A 22878-nucleotide genomic window follows, 5' to 3' on the forward strand; every position below is an offset into this window, starting at 1 on the left:
TAGTGTTCTGCGACGCATGGCAGGTTGCCCGAGCGGCCAATGGGAGCGGTCTGTAAAACCGTCGGCGTAGTCCTTCGAAGGTTCGAATCCTTCACCTGCCACTCTCGGGGCGGGCGCCCCGAGTTGAAGAAGCCTTACACCGGATGGGTGCAGGGCTTCTTCGCTTTCCGGGGGCCCGTCGTCCCCACCATTCCCAGCGCCGGTCCTGCGTGCCGATGACGACGTGCCGATGGCCCACAGGTCACACCGGGAACCCCTCCGCAGCATCATCCGACGCCCCACGGCGACCCGTTTCCCACGTGCCGGGACAGAACCTTCCGATCTTCCCAACTGATGAGACCCCGGGAATATCGGCTGATGGAGCCCACTTGTACTTGGTGGAAGCAACCATCGAACCAAGTCGGAATGCCGACTACAGGAGGTAAGTGAAAGTGTCGCTCGTGGGCACCCAGATTCTGCCGTTCAAGGCCAGCGCGTTCCATCAGGGGGAGTTCGTCGACGTAACCGACGAGGACCTCAAGGGCAAGTGGTCGGTGATCTTCTTCTACCCGGCCGACTTCTCGTTCGTCTGTCCCACCGAGCTCGGTGACCTTGCGGACCACTACGACCAGTTCCAGAAGATGGGCGTGGAGATCTACTCGGCCTCGACCGACACCCACTTCGTCCATGCCGCATGGCACAAGGAGTCCGAGGAAGTCAAGAAGGTGCAGTACGTCATGCTCGGCGATCCGAGCGGTCAGCTCGCCACCAACTTCCAGGTGCTGCGCGAGGGCCAGGGCCTGGCTGATCGCGGCACCTTCCTCATCGATCCCGATGGGGTGATCCAGCTCGTGGAGGTCAGCGCCGACGGTGTCGGCCGCGACGCCAGCGAACTGGTGCGCAAGGTGCGCGCCGCGCAGTATGTACGCCAGCACCCCGATCAGGTCTGCCCCGCACACTGGGATGAGACCGGCGACACGCTGACCCCCAGCCTCGACCTCGTCGGCCAGATCTGAGTCGATCACCACATCGCAAGTCACCGCGGCGCTCGTGAGCGCCCTGACGCATTCGGCGTCTCGACCACAGTGAATGACGCGGGCGTGCCGCACCAGAAGATCCGGTGCGGCACGCCCTCATTCCTGCCGGGCCCGCCACTCGTGGGTTTCTGTCCCCATCGGGCGGGTCCCTCGTCGAATGCGTCTCCCCGGACCATTCATCGCATTCAACCCAAAGGACGACATGGCAGTTCTTGACGCAGCCCTCATCTCCCAGCTCAACCAGCTCATGGACCGGGTCACCCACCCGGTCGAGCTGGTGATGAGCCTCGACGACCGCCCCGAATCGGCGCAGATCTCCGACATGCTCGAGCAGGTCGCCGCACTGTCAGCGAACATCACCGTGCGCCGTGACGACGCCGCCCACGACCGCCGCCCGGCCTTCTCGATCACCCGTCCGGGCTCCGACATCTCGATCACCTTCGCCGCCCTGCCCACCGGCCACGAGTTCAACTCGTTCGTGCTGGCGCTGCTGCAGGTGGGTGGCAACCCGGTGAAGCTCGACGAGAAGGTGGTGGCGGGTGCCAGGGCGATCACCACCCCGAAGAACTTCGTCACCTACATTTCGCTGACCTGCCAGAACTGCCCCACCGTGGTGCAGGCCATCAATGCGATGGCCGTGCTCAACCCGCTGATCACCAACACGGTCGTCGATGGCTCGCTGTTCCGTGATGAGGTGGAGGCAGAGAAGATCAAGGCCACGCCCACGATGTACCTCAACGGCGAGCTCTTCGGCCAGGGACGCATGGAGGCCGCGCAGATCCTGTCGGGCATGGATTCCGACGCCGGCGCCTCCATGGCCGCTGAGCTGTCGTCCCGCAAGCCCTACCAGGTGCTCGTGGTGGGCCAGGGCCCGGCCGGTGTCGCCTCGGCGATCTACCTGGCCCGCAAGGGCATCCGCACCGCCCTGATCGGCGATCGCTTCGGTGGCCAGGTCAATGACACGTTGTCCATCGAGAACGTGATCTCGGTGCCGCACACCGAGGGCCCGAAGCTGGCCTCCGACCTGCGCACCCACGCCTCGCAGTACGAGATCGACATGATCGACGGGGTGCGGGCCGCCGAGCTGCTCCCCGCCACGGACGGCGACGATCTGGTGGGGGTGCGTCTGGAGGGCGACGCGCGGTTGTCCGCCGATGCGGTGGTGCTCGCCACGGGCGCGCACTGGCGCCAGATGGGGGTCCCCGGCGAGCAGGAGTACCGCAACAAGGGCGTCACCTACTGCCCGCACTGCGACGGTCCGCTGTTCAAGGGCAAGGACGTCGCCGTCATCGGCGGCGGGAACTCGGGCATTGAGGCCGCCCTCGACCTGGCCGGCGTTGCCCGCCACGTCACCGTGGTCGAGTTCATGCCCGCTTGCAAGGCCGACGAGGTGCTCCTTGACCGCGTCGACCAGACCACCAACATCACCGTGCTCACCAATTCGGCGGTCACCGAGGTGGTGGGCGACGGATCACAGGTCACCGGCCTGCACTACGACGACAGGGCCACCGGCGAGCACCGTGAGCTCGCCCTGGACGGCGTCTTCGTGCAGATCGGGCTCATGCCCAACACCGATTGGTTGAAGGGCGCCGTGAAGCTCGACGCGCATGGCCAGATCGTCATCGACGATCGGGGTGCCACCAATGTGCCGCGCGTCTTCGCGGCCGGTGACTGCACCGACGTTCCCTTCAAGCAGATCATCGTGGCTGAGGGTGCCGGTGCGATCGCCGGGCTGTCGGCCTGGGAATCCTTGATCCGCGAGCAGTCCACGGCGGCTCCGAAGGGCTCCGATGTGGCGTCCACGACGGGCTCGCAGGACGCCCGGAAGGGCGAGCCACAGGCGGCGATGGCACGCTGATTTGAGAACCGGCGCGCAAATCCGGTAGTGTTGCGCGTCGGCTGGCCCCTATAGCTCAGTCGGTAGAGCGTCTCCATGGTAAGGAGAAGGTCTGCGGTTCGATTCCGCATGGGGGCTCTGTTGCGGCCTTCGATCACATACCGCGTGATCGAGTCCGGGTTGCGGCAAGTTTGTGGACGGGAGACCGCTCACAGGGGCGGGATAGCTCAGGCGGTAGAGCAAGCGGCTCATAATCGCTGTGTCGCGGGTTCGAGTCCCGCTCCCGCTACCGAAGGCTGAGGCATGACAAGCCCGGATCGCGTGGCCGTGATCGGTGATTGGGTGCCCGACCTAGTATTGAAGGGTGACCGTGCTCCGCCAAATGCGGCGGAATTTCGGCAAGACGAGAAGGATCGACAATGGCCAAGAAGGCAGGGGACGTTCGTCCCAAGATCACGCTTGCCTGCACCGTGTGCAAGGAGCGGAACTACATCACCAAGAAGAACCGCCGCAATACGCCGGATCGCCTTGAGCTGAGCAAGTTCTGCCCCAGGGATGGCAGGCACACCCTGCACCGCGAGACCCGCTGAGCAAGCTTCAGGACTACCGATCAGGCCGCCAAGTCGTTGACTTGGCGGCCTGATCCATTTCGTGGGGGGTGTGGTTCCTGGTCGCGGCGGTCCTCGCTGGCCGTGCGCCGCCCTCGGCGGTCCCCAGTAGTCGTGCGCCGTCCCCGGCGGTCCTCAGTAGTCTTGACTCGTGCCTATTGGACCTGAACATGTCGGACGGACCTATCCGTCAACCGCGCCCTATCGCGTGAGTCGCGCCAAGATCCTGGAGTTCGTGAAGTCGCTGGGCGACCCGAACCCGGCCTACCTGGCCGACGATGACACTCCCTTCACTGCGCCGCCCACCTTCGCCGCCGTGATCGCGGCCTCCGCGTGGGGTGCGATGTTCGATGATCCCGACCTCGGGCTGTCCCTGCAGCGCACGGTGCATGCCGATCAGCGCTTCGACATCGAGCGGCTGATGCGCGAGGGCGACGATGTGACGGCCACCCTGACCATCACGAAGGTCCACAACCGTGGCCTCACCGACATGGTGACCATCGCGGTGAAGCTCGACACCGTGGACGGCGAGCACCTGTGCACCGCGACGTCCACCCTGCTCAACACCCGCGAGGCCGCCGAATGAGCGCCTTCGACCCGGCAGCGGTGCGTGCCGGCGACGTCCTGCCACCCCTGACGCTCACGATCACCCGTGGCGGCATCGTGCGCTACGCCGGAGCGTCCACCGACTTCAATCCCATCCACTGGAGCGACCGCAAGGCCCGCGAGCTCGGGTTGCCCGGCGTCCTTGCCCACGGCATGTGGACGATGGGGGCCTCCCTGCGCATCATCACCGACTGGTGTGCCGACCCCCGCCGCGTGCTCGACTACCAGGTGCGCTTCACCCGTCCGGTGCAGGTGCCCGATGACGACCGGGGCGTGCAGGTGCAGGTCAGCGCGTCGGTCACCGGGGTGGAGGCGGGCGTCGCCACGGTGGCGGTGGACGTGCGCATCGACCACGAGGGCAAGCCGGTGAAGGTGCTCGGCAACGCCAGGGCCCACATCCGCCTGTGAGGCACGTCGGGGGCACGCGATTTCGCCGGCTCCCCATTCCAACAGCAGTCGTTCATCAGGAGGCAGCACATGAGTATCGCCGATGAAGAGGACTACGACCTCTTCGATTCCTGCGAGCTCGACCCCACATCGGGCATCCTTCCGGAGCGCGAGATCTCCGATTCGCCCGTGCTGGCCGACCACACCAGCTTCCATATCGGGGGCAGGGCCAAGCGCTTCGTGGTGGCCCGTACCGAGGCCGAGGTGCTCGACGAGGTGAAGCGTGCCGACGAGGCCGGCGAGCCCCTGCTGGTGCTCTCGGGCGGTTCCAACATGCTGGTGTCCGATGACGGCTTCGACGGCACCGTCCTGCAGATCGCCACGCGCGGCGTGGAGGGCGAGATCTCCGGCTGCGGGGGCGCCGTGATGAACATTGCGGCCGGCGAGAACTGGGATGACTTCGTCCAGCTGGCCATTTCGCGCGAGTGGCGCGGTGTCGAGGCGCTGTCCGGGATCCCCGGCATGGTCGGCTCCACGGTGATCCAGAACGTCGGGGCCTATGGGGCCGAGGTCGGCGAACTGGTCTACCGGGTGCGCACCTGGGACCGTCAGGAGAAGAGCTACCGCACCTTCGCCAATGCGGACTGCAAGTTCTCGTACCGCAATTCGATCTTCAAGCAGAGTCGCCTGCCGGGTTCGCCGACCGGACGCTATGTGGTGCTCGAGGTCACCCTGCAGTTCCTGCTGGGCAATATGTCGATGCCCATCCGCTATGCGGAACTCGCCCATCGCCTCGGCATCGAGGTGGGCGAGCATGCGCCGGCGCAGAAGGTGCGCGACGAGGTGCTGGCCCTGCGCCGCAGCAAGGGCATGGTCATCGATCCGGACGACCATGACACCTGGTCGGCCGGATCGTTCTTCACCAACCCGATCGTCACCAGCCAGGTGGCGGCCGGCCTGCCCGAGGACGCGCCCCGCTTCGACGCGGGCGGTGGAATGGTCAAGACCTCCGCGGCCTGGCTCATCGACCATGCCGGGTTCCACAAGGGATTCGGAGAGGGCGCGGCCACGTTGTCGGGCAAGCACACCCTGGCACTGACCAATCGTGGGCAGGCCACTGCCGCCGACGTGGTGGCGCTGGCCCGTCAGATCCGCGAGGGGGTGCACCAGGCCTTCGGGATCACCCTGGTGCCGGAGCCCGTGCTGGTGGGACTCAGCCTCTAGGCGCCCCGGTAGGCTCGCGCCGTGGCGACTCGTGCAAGCTCCCGGCTCCTCGAGTGGGGCACCAGTGCCCTGGTCACGGCCCTGTTCGTCGTGCTGTGGTGGCGCCAGCGTGCCGTCTCGCCGGCCACCCATGAGGAGGCCTCGAGCCTGCTGCACGCCCAGCTGGGCGTCGGCGGACTCTGGACGGCGAGCGCCCATGCCGACCGTTCCTGGTTCGCCTATTGGCTGTGCCTGGTCCCGATGGGATCCGGGCCCGACGCCCTGACGGCGGCCCGTACCTTCTCGCTGGTCTGTGCTGCGGTGATGGTCTTTGCCCTTGCCGCCACGGCGGGTCGGCTGTGGGGCACCGGGGGAGCACTGGTCGCCGGTGGCTTCCTGGTGGCCAATCCGGCCATCGTCACGCTGGCCCTGTCGGCGCGGGGCGAAATGCTCGGGCTGGCCCTGCTCGCGTTGGCCAGTTGGCTGCTGGTGGCCCGCCTCGAGAGCTACCAGGACCTTGGCCTGGGGCCGGCCATCGTCTACGGACTGCTGCTCGCGGCCATGGTGGTGTGCGATCTGACGTTGGCCCCCGTGCTCGTGGCCCACCTGTTCTATGCGGCAACCATGCGTCCCTCGGGGGAGGGCTGGCGCCAGCTGGTGCCCGGTTGGCTGGCGGGTGCGGCCATCGCGGTGCTCATCTGGGCCAACGGACATGCGGGCTACACGGTTGCGCCGGGCCCGCAGGACGGCTCTGCGCAACTGCGGGCCGTGGGACGCCTGCTCCTGGACGCCTCCGGCGGCTTTCCCGGACGGGTGATGCTCGGCGCCGCCGCGCTGATCATCATCATCGCCATCGTCAACACGCACGGCAATGCCTTCTTCGACACCGGCCTGGGACTGGCCGTCCTGATGGTCATCGCCCAGCCCGGCGCTGACCTGCTGCTGGCCCTGACGGGGCGGGCAACGCCTCCCGACCAGGTGCTGGGCGCCACCACACTGGGAGCCGCGCTGCTGTTGGGCTGCGCGGCCGGACAGTGGCGCGGGGTGAACATGCAGTCGCTGGTCGTGCTGCTGTTGGCCGCTGCCCTGGGCATCTTCGGCTGGCGCAGCTACTCGCAGGTCAAGCCCAGCTGGCGCAATGCCGACGGAAACCCGCCGCTGGCCCGCGACCTGATGCTCACCACCACACCCGGTGACGTCGTGGCGGTCGACGAGGAGTCCGGCCCCGGCCTCACCGGGGCCATCGCGCTGGCCATGGGCGACCAACGCCTGTGGCAGGAGGCCCGTGACCAGTTGACGGCTTCCTCCCCGCGGGTCTTCCTCGTTGCCGGCCATGAGCCCTGGGCCAGTGCCCCCGCGTCCGCGGCGCAGGCCGGCGGCAACCTGACCGGGGCGGGCCTGACGGGATCGGTGCGCTGGGTGAGCCTGGACGCCGCCCCAGCGCCCGGCTGGCAGCACTGCACCATCAAGGACTCCGACCCCTATGCCCGGGCCACCGTGACCCACCTGGAGTGCGCGGCCAGCTGAATCGGACGGCCGCATGACCACCTGCCAGGCCCCGGAGCGCCCTGCCTGTCCGTCCTGCCGCCCGGCCCCACCCCGACCGACGGGTTTGCGGCCGATGGGTACGAGTTCGCACTGCGGGCGGTGATTCGCTAGACTTCTCTGGTTGACGGTGTCGGTGAGCCGCGTAATGCGCTGCTCGTCACAGCGCCGAAGGGCACTAGCTCAACTGGCAGAGCAGCGGTCTCCAAAACCGCAGGTTGGGGGTTCGAGTCCCTCGTGCCCTGCGATAGCACGGGATCCGTGATTCGCAGATGCAGCCGACTAGGCTCGCTTCTGGTGGACCAATTCCATGCATGATCACAGGGCTTGCCGTTCCGGTTCCTCCGGTTCGGTGGGGTCCATCCATCAGGGGCGCCCACCCGGACGCCCCTCAACGTCGATGAAGGGCAATTCGTGGCAGACCGGAGCGAGCGCGCAAAACGTCGCGCTGAGCAGGCCCAGTCCGGCCCTGTGAAGCGCCACCGCTCGACCGGTGAGCACATGGAGGCAGATGACCTGCCCGGTTCCATGCTGCCCGAGGCCAATGGCGAACCCGATCCGGCAGTGATCGATGACGCCGATGCCGAAGAGCTGACCAACGCCGACGACACGGTGGATTCGACGCCCGACAAGGGTGACCCCGACGACGTCCGGATCGACGACGAGTCGCAGCTGGACGAGGCGGAGCGTCGCGCCGATGAGGCGAAGGACGAGAAGCCCACGCCGATCGTCCGCAAGCACAGCACCAGCCCGGTGCGCAAGGCCGGCGGTGCCCGTGCGAAGGCGGGCAAGCCGGCCCAGGCCAAGAAGGGCCACAAGCGCGCCGGCCCCATTACATTCACCAAGCAGTCGGTGGGCGAGCTCAAGAAGGTCGTGTGGCCCACCGGCGAGCAGACCGGCCAGTATTTCGTTGTCGTCCTTGTTTTCGTGCTGTTCATCATGGCCGTCGTGGCCGGACTGGACTTCGGACTCACCCGGCTCCTGCTGTGGCTGTTCGGCTGATACTAGGAGGAAGACAGACGTGACGCAGACTCCCGACGAGGGCGACAACAAGCCCCTCGAGGAGACCGAGCTCAATCTCGGATCCAACGACGACCAGGGTGATACCGATACCGGCATCAACCTGGACTTCGCTGACTTCAGCGACGACGATGCCAAGTCCGGTGCCGAGCTGAACCTCGGCCCACTGCCCACCGAGGAGGGTGAGGCCGACAAGGCCGAGCCCGCGGCCGATCAGGACGCCGAGAAGCCCGACGAGGAGGCCCCCTCCCAGGAGGACGAGGCCGTCGCCAAGGCCCTGGAGGAGCTGCACGACGATCTGGTGGTCAAGCCCGGTGAGTGGTACGTGGTGCACACCTATTCGGGCATGGAGAACCGCGTCAAGCAGAACATCGACAATCGTGTGAAGTCCCTCAACATGGAGGACTACATCTACGAGACGGTCGTGCCCACCGAGGACGCCGTCGAGATGCGCAAGGGACAGCGCAAGAAGGTCACCCGCGTGTTCATGCCCGGCTACGTGCTGGTGCGCATGGAGATGACCGATGAGAGCTGGTCGACGGTGCGCCACACCCCGTCGGTGACCGGCTTCGTCGGCCAGGGCCAGACCCCCGCGCCGCTGGACCTGTCGGAGGTCGAGCACATGCTCACCCCGTCGGTCACCGCCCAGGTGGTCGCGTCCGGCGAGGCGAAGGCCGGCGCCGACCAGGAGAAGGTCGAGGTCGTCGACTACGCCGTGGGCGACCAGGTCATGGTGATCGACGGACCCTTCGCCGGGGTGCACGCCACCATCACCGAGATCAATACGCACAACCAACGCTTGAAGGCCGATGTCGAGATCCTGGGTCGCGAGACCCCGGTAGACTTGACCTTCCCGCAGATCCAAAAGGTCATCGACTAGAAGATCTGCATGACCCCTCGGGGTCGGGCGTCAGGGCGCCCCTCTGAATTCCGGCACATCGTCCCTGCAGCGTGCGCCGGGCAACCAGCAATGTGAAGAAGGACCCAACATGCCTCCTAAGAAGAAGGTAGCGGCGGTCGTCAAGATCGCCATCGCAGCTGGTTCCGCGACCCCTGCGCCTCCCGTCGGCACCGCCCTCGGACCGCATGGTGTCAACATCATGGAGTTCGTCAAGGCATACAACGCCAAGACGGAAGCCCAGCGTGGAACCATCGTTCCGGCCGAGATCACGATCTACGAAGACCGGACCTTTGACTTCATCACCAAGACGCCTCCGGCGGCCGAGCTCATCAAGAAGGCGGCCGGCGTGCAGAAGGGTTCCGGTCAGCCGGACAAGGAAAAGGTCGGCACCATCACCTCTGACCAGGTGCGTGAGATCGCTGAGACCAAGATGCCCGACCTCAACGCGAACAGCGTCGAGCAGGCCATGAAGATCGTTGCAGGAACCGCCCGCTCCATGGGCGTCACCGTCAAGTAGCGATCCCCGCTGGCAACGGATCCTGCATCCGGGGGCCAGCACCCGACAACTGGCAGGGTCGTGCGCCCGAACCAGGAACTGGTGAATCAGCCCGCGAGGCTGAAAGGAAGGAACCAGATATGAAGCACTCCAAGCGCTACAGGGCAGATGCTGCACTCAGTGACCCTGAGCAGCTGTACACGCCCGATGAGGCACTGGCCATCATCAAGCAGTACACGCCCGGCAAGTTCGACGAGACCGTCGAGGTGTCGATGCGCCTCGGTGTTGATCCCCGCAAGGCGGATCAGATGGTGCGCGGCACCATCAACCTGCCCAATGGCACTGGCAAGACGGCGCGGGTCCTCGTCTTCGCCCAGGGCGCCAAGGCCACCGAGGCCCTCGAAGCGGGTGCCGATGAGGTGGGCGGCGATGACCTCATCGCACGCGTCAACGACGGCTACCTTGACTTCGACGCCGTCGTCGCCACGCCCGACCTGATGGGCAAGGTTGGTCGTCTGGGCCGCGTGCTCGGCCCCCGCGGCCTCATGCCCAACCCGAAGACCGGCACCGTGACCATGGATGTCACCAAGGCCGTCTCCGACATCAAGGGCGGCAAGATCGAGTTCCGCGTTGATCGCCACTCGAACCTGCAGTTCATCGTCGGCAAGCTGAGCTTCACCACCGACGCCCTGGAGCAGAACTTCCGGGCCGCCGCTGATGAGGTCTACCGTCTTCGTCCCAGCACCTCCAAGGGCCGCTATGTGAAGAAGATCACCGTGTCCACGACGATGGGCCCGGGCGTTCAGGTTGATCCGGTGGCGGCACGTCCCGCCAGCGAGGTCTCTTCCTGATCCAGCAGCACTGATAGGGCCGGGGCCGGTGCCACCTTCGGGTGGGGCCGGCCCCGGCCCTTGTGCGTGGGGCTTCGCCCGAGCCCAAGATGGCAGGCTTCGCCCGCGGAGAACGCATTCCACCCGGTGACACGGCGGTCCGCGTTGCGGCACACGGGGCGGTTAGCATGGTCGCCGTGACAGATCAGCGCGAGGAAGCAACGGTGCAACCCACAACGCCCCAGGCGGTCAATGGCGTCCTGCCGCCGAACTGGGTGACCCATCCCGCCGGACTGGACTACGAGCGCCATTGCCTGGACGCGGCCCCCGGCGCCCTCTACGACTACGAGACCGGGTGGGAGCACCAGCGCGAGATCCTCGACGCCGTCGCCCACCACCGCAGCCCCAACCGCGTCCTGTACGTGCAGCACGAATCGGTGTACACCGCCGGACGCCAGACCCAGCCCGAGGACCGTCCCTTCGACGGCACGCCGGTGGTCGACGTCGACCGCGGCGGGCGCATCACCTGGCACGGTCCCGGCCAGCTGGTCGGCTATCCGATCATCTTCCTGCAGCGCGGCGTGGGCGTCGTGGACTATGTGCGACGCGTCGAGGAGGCGGTGATCCGCCTGCTCGCCCAGTACGGCATCGCGACGGGCCGCATTCCCGGACGCACCGGCGTGTGGCTCGCCTCCGACGGCATCCGTCCTGAACGCAAGATCTGTGCCATCGGGGTGCGCTGCGCCCACCAGACCACCATGCACGGCTTCGCGCTCAACGTTGACCCTGCCTTCGATCGCTTCGACAACATCGTGCCCTGCGGGATCGACGACGCCGACGTCACCTCGATCCGCCGCGAACTGGGCCGGGCGCCCTCCCTGTCGCAGGTGGCCGATGACCTGACGCCCCATCTCACCGAGATGATGTCGTTCGCCCCCTACCAGATGTCGCCCGACGTGCCGCGCACCCAGCACGCGGCCTTCCATCACCCGACCGCGGACCATCCCGCCGCCGACCATCACCAGCCCCAGCCCAATGTCGTCAAGGAGATCCGGCTATGACCACACCAGCACAGGGCAGACGCCTGCTGCGCATCGAGAAGAAGAACTCCCAGACGCCCATCGAGAAGGGACGTCCCGCCTGGCTGCGGACGCGGCTGTCCATGGGCCCCGAATACCTCGATGTGCGCGAGCGCACCGGTGGTGAGGGCCTGCACACCGTCTGCCAGGAGGCCGGGTGTCCCAATATCTTCGAATGCTGGGAAGACCGGGAGGCCACCTTCCTGATCGGTGGTGAGCACTGCACGCGTCGTTGCGACTTCTGCCAGATCGAGTCGGCACGTCCCACCGGTTACGACCGTGACGAGCCCCGCCGCGTGGGGGAGTCGGTGAAGCAGCTCGGCCTGCGCTATGCCACGATCACCAGCGTCTGCCGCGATGACCTGCCCGACGAGGGTGCCTGGCTGTGCGCCGAGACCATCCGCCAGGTGCACAGCCAGAACCCCGGCGTGGGTGTCGAGATGCTCGCCCAGGACTTCTCCGCCAAGCAGGAACTGCTCGACCAGGTGTTCGAGGCGGCCCCGGAGGTGTTCGGCCACAACGTGGAGACCGTGCCGCGCCTGTTCAAGCAGATCCGTCCCGGATTCGACTACGACCGCTCGCTGCAGGTGCTGACGATGGCCCATGAGGCCGGCGTCATCTCCAAGTCGAACCTCATCCTCGGCATGGGCGAGACCGACGACGAGGTGGCCCGGGCCCTGCAGGACATCCACGACGCCGGTGCCGAACTGGTGACGATCACCCAGTACCTGCGTCCCAATGTCACGCTGCGCCCCGTGGACCGCTGGGTGACCCCCCAGCAGTTCGTCGAATTCGGCAAGCTGGCCGACCAGATCGGCTTCATGGGCGTGATGAGCGGCCCGCTGGTGCGTTCCAGCTACCGGGCCGGCAAGCTCTACCGCCAGGCCATGAGTGGACGCGAGGCCGCCGCGCAGGCTGCCGAGGCATAGCAACCACCAGGCACGGGCAGGGCACGGCGGCAGGCGTCGTGCCCTGTTCGTTTGCCCCGGGGCGGCAAGCGCCCTGCTGTGTTCGTTTGCTCTACGGCGGCAAGCGCCCTGCTGTGCTCGTTTGCTCTACGGCGACAAGCGCCCTAGAGTTGTCCAAGCCGAAGACCGCCGGTGGTTTCGACCACAAGCTCGAGAGAGCGCCAGCGTAGGTGACCGACACAGGTTTGGGTTCACGCCCAGCCCTCCCCGGACGCCAGCGCGCCGGGGATTTTTTCTTGTCCGGGTATCGCACCCGATGATGGGCGGACCTACCAGGGTCTTCGACGCGTACGAGATTTCACTTGTACGAGAAGTGGGAAGGAGACCCAATGGCGAAACCTGACAAGGCAGCGGCCGTTGCGGAGCTCACGGAGAAGTTCACCGAGAGCAACGCCACAGTGCTGACCGAGTACCGCGGACTCTCCGTGCAGGATCTGCAGGATCTACGCAGATCGCTCGGGGACAACGCCAGTTACGCCGTTGTGAAGAACACTCTGACCAAGCTCGCTGCCAAGGAGGCTGGCGTCGAAGGACTCGACGACCAGCTCACCGGCCCGACGGCTGTCGCCTTTATCTCAGGTGACATCGCCACGGTGGCGAAGGGTCTGCGTGACTTCGCAAAGGCCAACCCGCTTCTGGTCATCAAGGGCGGCGTCATGGATGGACAAATCCTCGACGCCGAAACGGTCACCAAGCTCGCCGACATTGGTTCGCGCGAGGAACTGCTCGCCAAGCTGGCAAGTGCCATGAAGGCGTCCATGAGCAATGCCGTGGCCACATTCGCTGCACCGCTGAGCCAGGCTGCCCGCCTCATGGGCGCCCTGGAGAGCAAGGCGCAGGGAGATCCCTCAGTCATCGGTGGGGCCGGAACCCCCGCCGCCGACCAGAAGCAAGACACCGCCGAGGAATCGGCACCCGAGGCAGCAAGCGCTGCTGAGGAATCAGCAGACGCAGCTGACGCTGCATCGAACGAATAAGGAAGGACGCCCCATCATGGCGAAGCTGAGCACTGAAGAGCTCCTTGACCAGTTCAAGGACATGACTCTCATCGAACTGTCCGATTTCGTGAAGGCATTCGAGGATGCCTTTGACGTGAAGGCCGCCGCTCCGGTGGCCGTCGCCGCTGCTCCGGCAGCCGGCGCTGGCGAAGGCGAGGGCGCTGCTGACGACGCCAACGCCGAGGTCGACGTCGTTCTCGACTCGATTGACTCCTCCAAGAAGATCCAGGTCATCAAGGAGGTCCGCGCGCTCACCAGCCTCGGCCTCAAGGATGCCAAGGACCTCGTCGAGAGCGCTCCGAAGATTGTCCTGGAAAAGGTCAACAAGGACACCGCGAACGACGCCAAGGAGAAGCTCGAGGGCGCCGGCGCCACCGTTTCCTTCAAGTGACCCAGTCACCTGACTGATGCGGTGACGCAACCGGGCCACTGGTCCGGACGCGTTGAGCATTGATCCACCAGTAGGGGTGGGGCAACTCGTTGCCCCACCCCTACTGTCTTGTCCGGCACCTCCTGTCCTTCCGGCAACCACTGGCTTTTCCGGGGCCCGGCTGCCTCCCGGTCGCGCCGCTCGTCCACAGACGACTTGCGGCACGGCTGCGATGGGGCACCATGGGAGTTGGCACGCAGACGACGAGTGATGAAGGGGGAAGTCCCGCGCATGGCACGACGACACTGGTGGCGCAGGATCATTCCCGGCCTGTCCACGAGCGTGCGACTGGTGGCCATCGGGGTGGCGGTGCTGGTCGTGGCGGTGATGACCGTGGTCAATGTGATGACCTCCAAGAACACCAATCAGCCCGGCTCGCGCGCGGGAACCTGGAACACGGCCCTGCCCAGCACCGGGGTCCCCACGGCGGCTTCGTCGAGTTCCAACGCCGTGTCCACCGATTCACGGGCCTACTCCGAACTCGTCCGGCTGTCCGACCAGGGCTGGACGGCCACCCAGCCACTGACCAACCAATGGGTCGCCGAGCTCGGCTCCTCGGTGGTGGTGCCGCCCAGCCAGCCGACCCCGACCCCCAGTGGAAGCGCATCGCCCAGTGGGGCCCCTGCTGCCCTGGCCCGCTTCGAATCAGCCCAGAAGAACGACCCCGGTGCCGGCCGTGAAGTGCGCCTACTGCGTCGTTCCACCTACAACCCGCCGGTGGTCGACGACCGCTTCACGTTCGTGATCATCGTCTCGGGCACCTTCTCCACCGCCGACGATGTGCGCAACTGGTGCTCCGACCAGTTCGGGTCGGCCCCGCCCGACCGCTGCGACCCCCTGCAGCTCCACCCGCGCTGAGCCACGGTGGCCCGCGGGGGAGGGCCCTGCGCGGCCGGCGGCGATGTGCCCACGATGAATCGCCACGCGCGAGTCGGCCCGGTGAATTGCTATCGCCGGCGTGTTGCGTATCATCTTCGGTGTGGTTCGCATGATGGTGCAGTGACAACGGCGTCGCTGGACTGACGGAGCGCACGAGGTGACCGCGTTTGGCGGTCGCCGGCTTGTGTTGCCCTCCTGTAGTGTGTACAGTTGGCTTTTGCCTATCTCCACATAGTTGACCCGTGTTGACACGGGCCGTTTTGCATGCAAAGAACCTTTTGCGAGTTCTTGGAAGGACCACATCTTGGCCGCCTCGCGCACTGCGTTGAACAACTCCGATGTCGTCTCCACCACAGGGCGGATCTCGTTCGCGAAGATCCGTGAACCTCTGGGAATCCCCAACCTGCTGGATCTGCAGGTGAAATCGTTCAACTGGCTCGTCGGCAACGAGAACTGGCAGAACGAGGTGGATCAGGCCCTCTCGGAGGGTCGCACCGACGTCAACACCAAGTCCGGACTGGAGGAGATCTTCGAGGAGATCTCCCCGATCGAGGACTTCTCCCAGACGATGTCCCTGAGCTTCAGGGACCACCGCTTCGAGGAACCCAAGTACACCATTGAGGAGTGCAAGGATCGCGACGCGACCTATGCCGCTCCGCTGTTCGTCACCGCCGAGTTCATGAACAATGACACCGGCGAGATCAAGAGCCAGACCGTGTTCATCGGCGATTTCCCGCTGATGACCGACAAGGGCACCTTCATCATCACCGGCACCGAGCGCGTCGTCGTCTCGCAGCTGGTGCGTTCGCCGGGCGTCTACTTCGAGCAGACCCCCGACAAGACCAGCGACAAGGACATCTTCACCTGCAAGGTGATCCCCAGCCGCGGTGCCTGGCTCGAGTTCGAGATCGACAAGCGCGACACCGTGGGCGTGCGCCTCGACCGCAAGCGCAAGCAGAATGTCACCGTGCTGCTCAAGGCACTCGGCTGGACCGAGGAGCGCATCCTCGAGGAGTTCGGCGAGTACGAGTCGATCCGCATGACCATGGAGAAGGACCACGTCACCACCCAGGACGAGGCCCTGCTCGACATCTACCGCAAGCTGCGTCCGGGCGAGCCCCCGGCGCGCGATGCTGCCCAGACGCTGCTGGACAACTTCTACTTCAACCCGAAGCGCTATGACACCGCCAAGGTTGGCCGCTACAAGATCAACAAGAAGCTCGGCCTGAGCCTGCCCTACGACCAGCAGGTGCTCACGATGGACGACATCGTGGCCGCGATCCACTACATCTGTGCGCTGCACGAGGGCAAGACCGAGCTGGCTGATGGCCTGCCCGTCGAGCCCGATGACATCGACCACTTCGGCAATCGCCGGGTGCGCACGGTGGGCGAGCTGATCCAGAACCAGCTGCGTACCGGCCTGGGCCGCATGGAGCGCGTCGTGCGTGATCGCATGACCACCCAGGACATCGAGGCCATCACGCCCCAGACCCTGATCAATGTGCGTCCGGTCACCGCGGCGCTCAAGGAGTTCTTCGGCACCAGCCAGCTCTCGCAGTTCATGGACCAGAACAACCCGCTCGCCGAGCTGACGCACAAGCGTCGCCTCTCGGCCGTGGGCCCCGGTGGCCTGTCGCGCGACCGCGCCGGCATGGAAGTGCGAGATGTGCACCCCAGCCACTACGGCCGCATGTGCCCCATCGAGACCCCTGAGGGCCCGAACATCGGCCTGATCGGTTCGCTGGCATCCTTCGCCAGGGTCAATGCCTTCGGTTTCATCGAGACCCCTTACCGCAAGGTGGACAAGGGCTTGGTCACCGACCACATCGACTACCTGACCGCCGATGAGGAGGACCGCTTCGTCATCGCCCAGGCCAACGCCACGATGAACGACAAGGGCGAGCTCACCGAGGATCGCGTGCTGGTGCGCGTGAGCCACGGTGACGTCGACCTGGTGCCCGCCGACGAGGTGGACTACATCGACGTCTCGGCCCGCCAGATGGTGTCGGTCGGTTCGGCCCTCATCCCGTTCCTCGAGCACGATGACTCCTCGCGAGCCCTGATGGGTGCGAACATGCAGCGCCAGGCCGTTCCGCTGGTGCGCAATGAGTCGCCCTATGTCGGCACCGGCATGGAGTACCGCGCCGCTGTCGACGTCGGCGAGGTGACGCTTGCGTCCAAGCCCGGCACCGTCACCGGTGTCACCGGCGACCTCATCGACATCGCCTGCGATGACGGCACGTACCAGACGTTCAAGCTGGAGAAGTTCCAGCGTTCGAACGCCGGCACCTGCGTCAACCAGCGCCCGATCGTCACCCCCGGACAGCACGTCGAGGCCGGCACCCCGCTGGCCGACGGCCCCTGCACCGACCAGGGCGAGCTGGCCCTGGGCCGCAACCTGCTGTGCGCGTTCATGCCCTGGCGTGGCCTGAACTACGAGGACGCGATCATCATCTCCCAGCGCGTCGTGAGCGAGGACATCCTCACCTCGATCCACATCGAGGAGTACGAGGTCGATGCCCGCGACACCAAGCTGGGGCCTGAGGAGATCACCCACGACATCCCGAACGTCTCCGACGACATGATCGCCAGCCTTGACGATCGTGGCATCGTGCGCATCGGCGCCGAGGTCCGCCCCGGCGACATCCTGGTCGGCAAGGTCACGCCCAAGGGCGAGACCGAGCTCACCCCTGAGGAGCGACTGCTGCGCGCGATCTTCGGCGAGAAGGCCCGCGAGGTGCGCGACACGTCCATGAAGGTTCCGCACGGCGAGGAGGGCACCGTCATTGGCGTGCGCATCTTCGATCGTGAGGAGAACGACGAGCTTCCTCCCGGCGTCAACCAGATGGTGCGCGTCTACGTTGCGCAGAAGCGCAAGGTGCAGGTGGGCGACAAGCTCGCCGGTCGCCACGGCAACAAGGGCGTCATCTCCCGGATCCTGCCGATCGAGGACATGCCGTTCATGGCCGATGGCACTCCGGTGGACATCATGCTGAACCCGCTGGGCGTGCCCTCGCGCATGAACCTGGGCCAGGTGCTCGAGATGCACCTCGGGTGGATTGCCCACTCGGGTTGGGATCTCGGCGACGCCACCGATCCGTGGGCCGAGCACCTGCGTGAGGTCGGGCTGGAGCACGTGGACGGCGACGTCCGCCTGGCCACCCCGGTCTTCGACGGCGCCGAGGAGCACGAGATCACCGGCCTGCTGGCGCATGGCCTGCCCAACCGCGACGGCGATCACATCGTCGACAGCGACGGCAAGACCACGCTGTTCGACGGCCGCACCGGCGAGGAGTTCCCCGAGGAGGTGGGCGTTGGCTATATGTACATGCTGAAGCTCCACCACCTCGTCGACGACAAGATCCACGCCCGTTCCACCGGTCCGTACTCGATGATCACCCAGCAGCCCCTGGGCGGTAAGGCCCAGTTCGGCGGCCAGCGCTTCGGCGAGATGGAGGTGTGGGCACTCGAGGCCTATGGCGCAGCCTGGGCCCTGCAGGAGATGCTCACCATCAAGTCCGATGACGTGGCCGGCCGAGTGAAGGTCTACGAGGCCATCGTCAAGGGCGAGAACATCCCCGAGCCCGGCATTCCCGAGGGCTTCAAGGTGCTCGTCCAGGAGATGAAGTCGTTGTGCCTGAACGTTGAGGTGCTCGGCTCCGATGGGGCAGTGATTGATCTGCGCGAGACCGAGGATGACTACCGCACGGTCGACGAGTTGGGCATTGACCTGTCCCGTCGTCCCGGAACTGATTCGTACAAGTTGGAGTCCGAGGGCTGATGCCGCGCTAGCGGCGTCGGGCCCCGGCCCGTCCCACGACAAAACAACAGACATTCACTTGTTTTGACCCGCCTGCTGGTAGCAGGGGAAAGAGAATCAACGTGCTGGACGTCAACACATACGACACACTCAAGATCGGCCTCGCCACCGCGGACCAGATCCGTGGGTGGTCGTACGGCGAGGTGAAGAAGCCCGAGACGATCAACTACCGCACGCTCAAGCCTGAGCGTGATGGATTGTTCGGCGAGCAGATCTTCGGCCCCACCCGTGACTGGGAGTGCGCCTGCGGCAAGTACAAGCGTGTCCGCTTCAAGGGCATCGTGTGCGAGCGCTGCGGCGTCGAGGTCACACGGTCCAATGTGCGCCGTGAGCGCATGGGCCACATCGAGCTGGCCGCACCGGTCACCCATATCTGGTACTTCAAGGGTGTGCCGAGCCGGTTGGGCTATCTGCTCGACATTGCGCCGAAGGACCTCGAGAAGGTCATCTACTTCGCCGCCTACATGATCACCAGGGTCGACGAGGACGCGCGCAGCCGCGACCTGTCGAGCCTGGAGGCCAAGGTCGCCACCGAGCACAAGCACATCGAGGGTCGTCGTGACGCCGATGTGGAAAAGCGCATGAGCAAGCTCGAGGAAGACCTCGCGAAGCTTGAAGAAGAGGGCGCGAAGGCCGATGCCAAGCGCAAGGTGAAGGACGGCGGTGAGAAGGAGCTCAAGACCATCCGCGACCGCGCACAGCGCGAGCTGGATCGCCTTGACGCCGTCTGGGACCGCTTCAAGGGCCTCAAGGTGCAGGACCTCGAGGGCGATGAGGTGCTCTATCGCGAGATGAAGAACCGCTTCGGCAAGTACTTCGACGGCTTCATGGGCGCCGAGGCTGTCAAGCGTCGCCTGGAGACCTTCGATCTGGCCGCCGAGGCCGATTCGCTGCGCGAGACCATCCTCACCGGCAAGGGCCAGCGCAAGACGCGTGCCCTGAAGCGCCTCAAGGTGGTTTCCGCCTTCCTCGACACCGGCAACTCGCCGATGGGCATGGTGCTGGACGCCGTCCCGGTCATCCCGCCGGACCTGCGCCCGATGGTGCAGCTCGACGGTGGCCGTTTCGCGACCTCCGACCTCAACGACCTGTACCGTCGCGTGATCAACCGCAACAATCGCCTCAAGAGGCTGCTTGACCTCGGTGCGCCCGAGATCATCGTCAACAACGAGAAGCGGATGCTGCAGGAGGCCGTCGATTCGCTGTTCGACAACGGCCGTCGCGGCCGTCCGGTGACCGGTCCGGGCAATCGCCCGCTCAAGTCGCTGTCCGACATGCTCAAGGGCAAGCAGGGCCGGTTCCGTCAGAACCTGCTCGGCAAGCGCGTCGACTACTCGGGCCGTTCGGTCATCGTGGTCGGTCCGCAGCTGAAGATGCACCAGTGTGGCCTGCCCAAGCAGATGGCACTGGAGCTGTTCAAGCCCTTCGTCATGAAGCGCCTGGACGACCTCAACTACGCGCCCAACATCAAGAGCGCCAAGCGCATGGTTGATCGCCAGCGTCCGCAGGTGTTCGACGTGCTCGACGAGGTCATTCGTGAGCATCCGGTGCTGCTCAACCGCGCACCGACGCTGCACCGTCTCGGCATCCAGGCCTTCGAGCCCCTGCTGATCGAGGGCAAGGCCATCCAGCTGCACCCCCTGGTCTGCGCGGCCTTCAACGCCGACTTCGATGGTGACCAGATGGCAGTGCACCTGCCGCTGAGCGCCGAGGCACAGGCCGAGGCCCGCATCCTCATGCTGAGCTCGAACAACATCCTGAAGCCTGCCGATGGCAAGCCGATCGCGTTGCCGAGCCACGAGATGATCATCGGCATGTACTACCTCACCCAGGACCTCGACGGTCTGACGGGCGAGGGGCGTGCCTTCAGCTCGAAGGCCGAGGCCGTCATGGCCTACGACCTGCACCAGCTCGACCTGCGTGCCAAGTGCAAGATCCGCCTGAGCGGGGTCGTCCCGCCGGTTGGCCTGGAGGACAAGCAGCGTGCCGATGGTTCGCTCCTGCTTGACACCACCCTGGGCCAGGTGATCTTCAACGAGGCGCTGCCGGACAACTATCCCTATGTCACCTCGCACGTCGGCAAGAAGCAGTTGTCGGCCATCATCAACGACCTGGCCATCCGGTTCCCGCGTCCGGTGGTTGTCGCAACCCTCGACAACCTGAAGGACATGGGCTTCCGCTGGGGCACCCAGTCGGGTGTCACGGTCTCGATCGGTGACGTGCAGACGCCCCCGAACAAGCCCGAGATCATGGCCAGCTACGAGAAGAAGGCTGCCAAGATCGACAAGCTCTACGACCGCGGTGCTGTCACCGAGGAGGAGCGTCGTGGTGAGTTGGTGCAGATCTGGAATGACGCCACGGCAGAGCTGACCGACGCCATGGAGAAGAACTTCACGAAGACCAACCCCATCTACATGATGGTGAACTCCGGTGCTCGTGGAAACATGACCCAGATGCGTCAGATCGCTGCCATGCGTGGTCTGGTGGCCAACCCGAAGGGCGAGATCATTGAGCGCCCGATCAAGTCGAACTTCCGTGAGGGCTTGACGGTGTTGGAGTACTTCATCTCCACCCACGGTGGTCGAAAGGGCCAGGCCGATACCGCACTGCGTACCGCAGACTCCGGTTACCTGACGCGTCGACTGGTCGACGTCTCGCAGGACGTGATCATCCGCGAGGAGGATTGCGGCACGGAGCGTGGCCTGATGAAGGCCATCGCCGAGCCGGGTGCCGACGGCATGCTGGTTCCCGCCAAGATGCTCGACACTTCGGTGCACGGACGCATCCTGGCCACCGACGCCACCGATGAGTCCGGCAAGGTCGTCATCGAGGCGGGCACGATGCTCGACTCCACCGTGGTGGGCAATGCCATCCGCGCTGGGATCACGAGCATCAAGGTGCGTTCGGTCCTCACCTGTGAGGCCACCACCGGTGCCTGCGCCAAGTGCTACGGCCTGTCGTTGGCCAACGGCAAGATGGTCGAGGTCGGCGAGGCAGTCGGTATCCAGGCTGCCCAGTCGATTGGCGAGCCCGGCACCCAGCTGACGATGCGTACCTTCCACACCGGCGGTGTGGCTGGCGACGACATCACCCAGGGCCTGCCCCGCGTGGTCGAGCTGTTCGAGGCACGTACCCCGAAGGGCAAGGCGCCGATCGCCGAGGCTGATGGCCGGGTGAAGATCGAGGAGACCGATCGCGGGCGCAAGCTCACGATCGTGCGTGACGACGGTGGCGAGGACGTTGAGTACGCGCTGCCGCGCCGTGCACGCCTGGAGTTCGAGGATTCGAACCGGGTGCGCCACTCGATCGCCGACGGCGTTCATGTCGGCGTGGGTGAGCAGCTCACCGGCGGCACGATCGACCCGCAGGACGTGCTGCGTGTGCGCGGCCTCCGCAAGGTGCAGGAGCACCTGGTGGAGGAAGTGCAGAAGGTGTACGCCTCGCAGGGTTCACCGATCCACGACAAGCACATCGAGATCGTCATTCGGCAGATGCTGCGTCGCGTGACCGTGATCGAGTCCGGCGACACCCCGATGATGCCCGGCGAACTGGTTGACCGTAAGACCTACGAGGCAGCCAACCGCAAGGCAGTCGAGGAGGGTGGCCGTCCGGCAGAGGGTCGTCCGGTGCTGATGGGCATCACGAAGGCCTCCCTGGCCACCGAATCGTGGCTGTCGGCCGCATCGTTCCAGGAGACCACCAAGGTGCTCACCGATGCGTCGATCCACGGCAAGTCCGACCACCTGGTCGGTCTGAAGGAGAATGTGATCCTCGGCAAGCTCATCCCGGTGGGTACCGGGCTCGAGCGCTACCGCGATATCAGGGTGGAGCCGACCGCAGAGGCCAAGGCCAATTCGTTCCAGGTGAACTACGATCCGTTCGACTACGACTTCGGGTCGGGTTCGGGCGCCGCAGTGCCGTTGGACGATCTGGACTTCGGCGACCTGCGCTGATCCACGCAATGCTGAACCCGCGACGCTGATCCCTTCGGGGGTACGTTGCGACACAACCGGGTCGGAGCCGTCATGGCTCCGGCCCGGTTGTGCGTCCTGCGGGCATCCGCCGGTTCGCCGCAGGTGTTGCCCCGCTCGCGTGGGCTGCCCCAACGCGGCCAGCGGGCGGGGGAAGCGGGGCCCGGTCGGAGACCGGTGCGCACGGGCCCGCAGAGTGCCGTTTGACCGGCTTGAATGCGGCGGGTATCGTTTCTACTTGGTTCGGTTTGCCCGGATGAAAGCGCGTGCCCTCCCGACCTGGC

General features: G+C 65.8%; 18 protein-coding genes and 4 tRNA genes. All 22 read left to right on the forward strand.

The window, feature by feature from the left end; all coding sequences use genetic code 11:
- Positions 1-18 precede the first annotated feature (18 nt).
- The 22 genes from RM25_RS02455 (at position 19) to RM25_RS02560 (ending at position 22576) form a co-directional block, all read left to right on the forward strand.
- Positions 19-101: transfer RNA gene (locus tag RM25_RS02455), tRNA-Tyr, on the forward strand.
- 330 nt (positions 102-431) lie between these two features.
- Positions 432-995, forward strand: coding sequence for an alkyl hydroperoxide reductase subunit C (gene ahpC, locus RM25_RS02460; protein WP_013160462.1), 564 nt, complete (start codon positions 432-434; stop codon positions 993-995).
- Between the two features lie 223 nt (positions 996-1218).
- On the forward strand, positions 1219-2874 hold the full coding sequence (gene ahpF / locus RM25_RS02465; RefSeq protein ID WP_230845410.1) for an alkyl hydroperoxide reductase subunit F: 1656 nt from the start codon (positions 1219-1221) through the stop codon (positions 2872-2874).
- A 44-nt stretch (positions 2875-2918) separates the two neighbouring features.
- Positions 2919-2991, forward strand: a tRNA-Thr gene (locus tag RM25_RS02470).
- A gap of 78 nt (positions 2992-3069) precedes the next feature.
- Positions 3070-3142: transfer RNA gene (locus tag RM25_RS02475), tRNA-Met, on the forward strand.
- Between the two features lie 130 nt (positions 3143-3272).
- Positions 3273-3443 (forward strand): 50S ribosomal protein L33, encoded by a 171-nt coding sequence (gene rpmG / locus RM25_RS02480; protein ID WP_013160464.1) that lies wholly within the window; start codon positions 3273-3275, stop codon positions 3441-3443.
- A gap of 169 nt (positions 3444-3612) precedes the next feature.
- Entirely contained in the window at positions 3613-4047 is a 435-nt protein-coding gene (locus RM25_RS02485) for an FAS1-like dehydratase domain-containing protein (RefSeq protein ID WP_044636004.1), read from the forward strand.
- A complete protein-coding gene (locus RM25_RS02490) occupies positions 4044-4475 on the forward strand; it encodes a MaoC/PaaZ C-terminal domain-containing protein (RefSeq protein WP_044636005.1) in 432 nt (143 codons plus the stop codon). Before RM25_RS02485 ends, RM25_RS02490 begins: the two co-directional genes overlap by 4 nt.
- 69 nt (positions 4476-4544) lie before the next feature.
- Positions 4545-5678, forward strand: a complete 1134-nt coding sequence (locus RM25_RS02495; RefSeq protein ID WP_044636006.1) for a UDP-N-acetylmuramate dehydrogenase — start codon at positions 4545-4547, stop codon at positions 5676-5678.
- Between the two features lie 21 nt (positions 5679-5699).
- Complete coding sequence (locus RM25_RS02500) at positions 5700-7184, forward strand: glycosyltransferase family 39 protein (RefSeq protein WP_044636007.1); 1485 nt, start codon at positions 5700-5702, stop codon at positions 7182-7184.
- Positions 7185-7374: 190 nt separating this feature from the next.
- Positions 7375-7447 (forward strand) — tRNA-Trp (locus RM25_RS02505).
- A 169-nt stretch (positions 7448-7616) separates the two neighbouring features.
- Positions 7617-8204, forward strand: a complete 588-nt coding sequence (gene secE / locus RM25_RS12230) for a preprotein translocase subunit SecE (protein WP_230846381.1) — start codon at positions 7617-7619, stop codon at positions 8202-8204.
- Positions 8205-8223: 19 nt separating this feature from the next.
- Positions 8224-9102 (forward strand): transcription termination/antitermination protein NusG, encoded by an 879-nt coding sequence (nusG, locus tag RM25_RS02515; RefSeq protein WP_044636009.1) that lies wholly within the window; start codon positions 8224-8226, stop codon positions 9100-9102.
- A gap of 109 nt (positions 9103-9211) precedes the next feature.
- The gene (rplK, locus tag RM25_RS02520) at positions 9212-9640 is read left to right on the forward strand and encodes a 50S ribosomal protein L11 (protein ID WP_013160471.1); all 429 of its coding nucleotides are present in this window, start codon (positions 9212-9214) and stop codon (positions 9638-9640) included.
- Positions 9641-9759: 119 nt separating this feature from the next.
- Positions 9760-10470, forward strand: a complete 711-nt coding sequence (gene rplA, locus RM25_RS02525) for a 50S ribosomal protein L1 (protein WP_044636010.1) — start codon at positions 9760-9762, stop codon at positions 10468-10470.
- 167 nt (positions 10471-10637) lie between these two features.
- Positions 10638-11510, forward strand: a complete 873-nt coding sequence (gene lipB, locus RM25_RS02530) for a lipoyl(octanoyl) transferase LipB (RefSeq protein ID WP_097775927.1) — start codon at positions 10638-10640, stop codon at positions 11508-11510.
- Positions 11507-12457: a lipoyl synthase gene (locus RM25_RS02535; RefSeq protein ID WP_044636011.1), complete on the forward strand. Its 951-nt coding sequence runs from the start codon at positions 11507-11509 to the stop codon at positions 12455-12457. The genes lipB and RM25_RS02535 overlap by 4 nt, the downstream gene beginning before the upstream one ends.
- A 368-nt stretch (positions 12458-12825) precedes the next feature.
- Positions 12826-13473: a 50S ribosomal protein L10 gene (rplJ, locus tag RM25_RS02540; RefSeq protein ID WP_044636012.1), complete on the forward strand. Its 648-nt coding sequence runs from the start codon at positions 12826-12828 to the stop codon at positions 13471-13473.
- A gap of 16 nt (positions 13474-13489) precedes the next feature.
- Positions 13490-13885: a 50S ribosomal protein L7/L12 gene (gene rplL / locus RM25_RS02545; RefSeq protein WP_013160476.1), complete on the forward strand. Its 396-nt coding sequence runs from the start codon at positions 13490-13492 to the stop codon at positions 13883-13885.
- 270 nt (positions 13886-14155) lie between these two features.
- Positions 14156-14782, forward strand: a complete 627-nt coding sequence (locus tag RM25_RS02550; protein ID WP_036939644.1) for a hypothetical protein — start codon at positions 14156-14158, stop codon at positions 14780-14782.
- A gap of 325 nt (positions 14783-15107) precedes the next feature.
- Complete coding sequence (gene rpoB / locus RM25_RS02555; RefSeq protein ID WP_013160478.1) at positions 15108-18584, forward strand: DNA-directed RNA polymerase subunit beta; 3477 nt, start codon at positions 15108-15110, stop codon at positions 18582-18584.
- Positions 18585-18685: 101 nt separating this feature from the next.
- The gene (locus RM25_RS02560) at positions 18686-22576 is read left to right on the forward strand and encodes a DNA-directed RNA polymerase subunit beta' (RefSeq protein ID WP_013160479.1); all 3891 of its coding nucleotides are present in this window, start codon (positions 18686-18688) and stop codon (positions 22574-22576) included.
- Positions 22577-22878 lie beyond the last annotated feature (302 nt).

This window comes from Propionibacterium freudenreichii subsp. freudenreichii, assembly GCF_000940845.1.
Lineage (GTDB): Bacteria > Actinomycetota > Actinomycetes > Propionibacteriales > Propionibacteriaceae > Propionibacterium > Propionibacterium freudenreichii.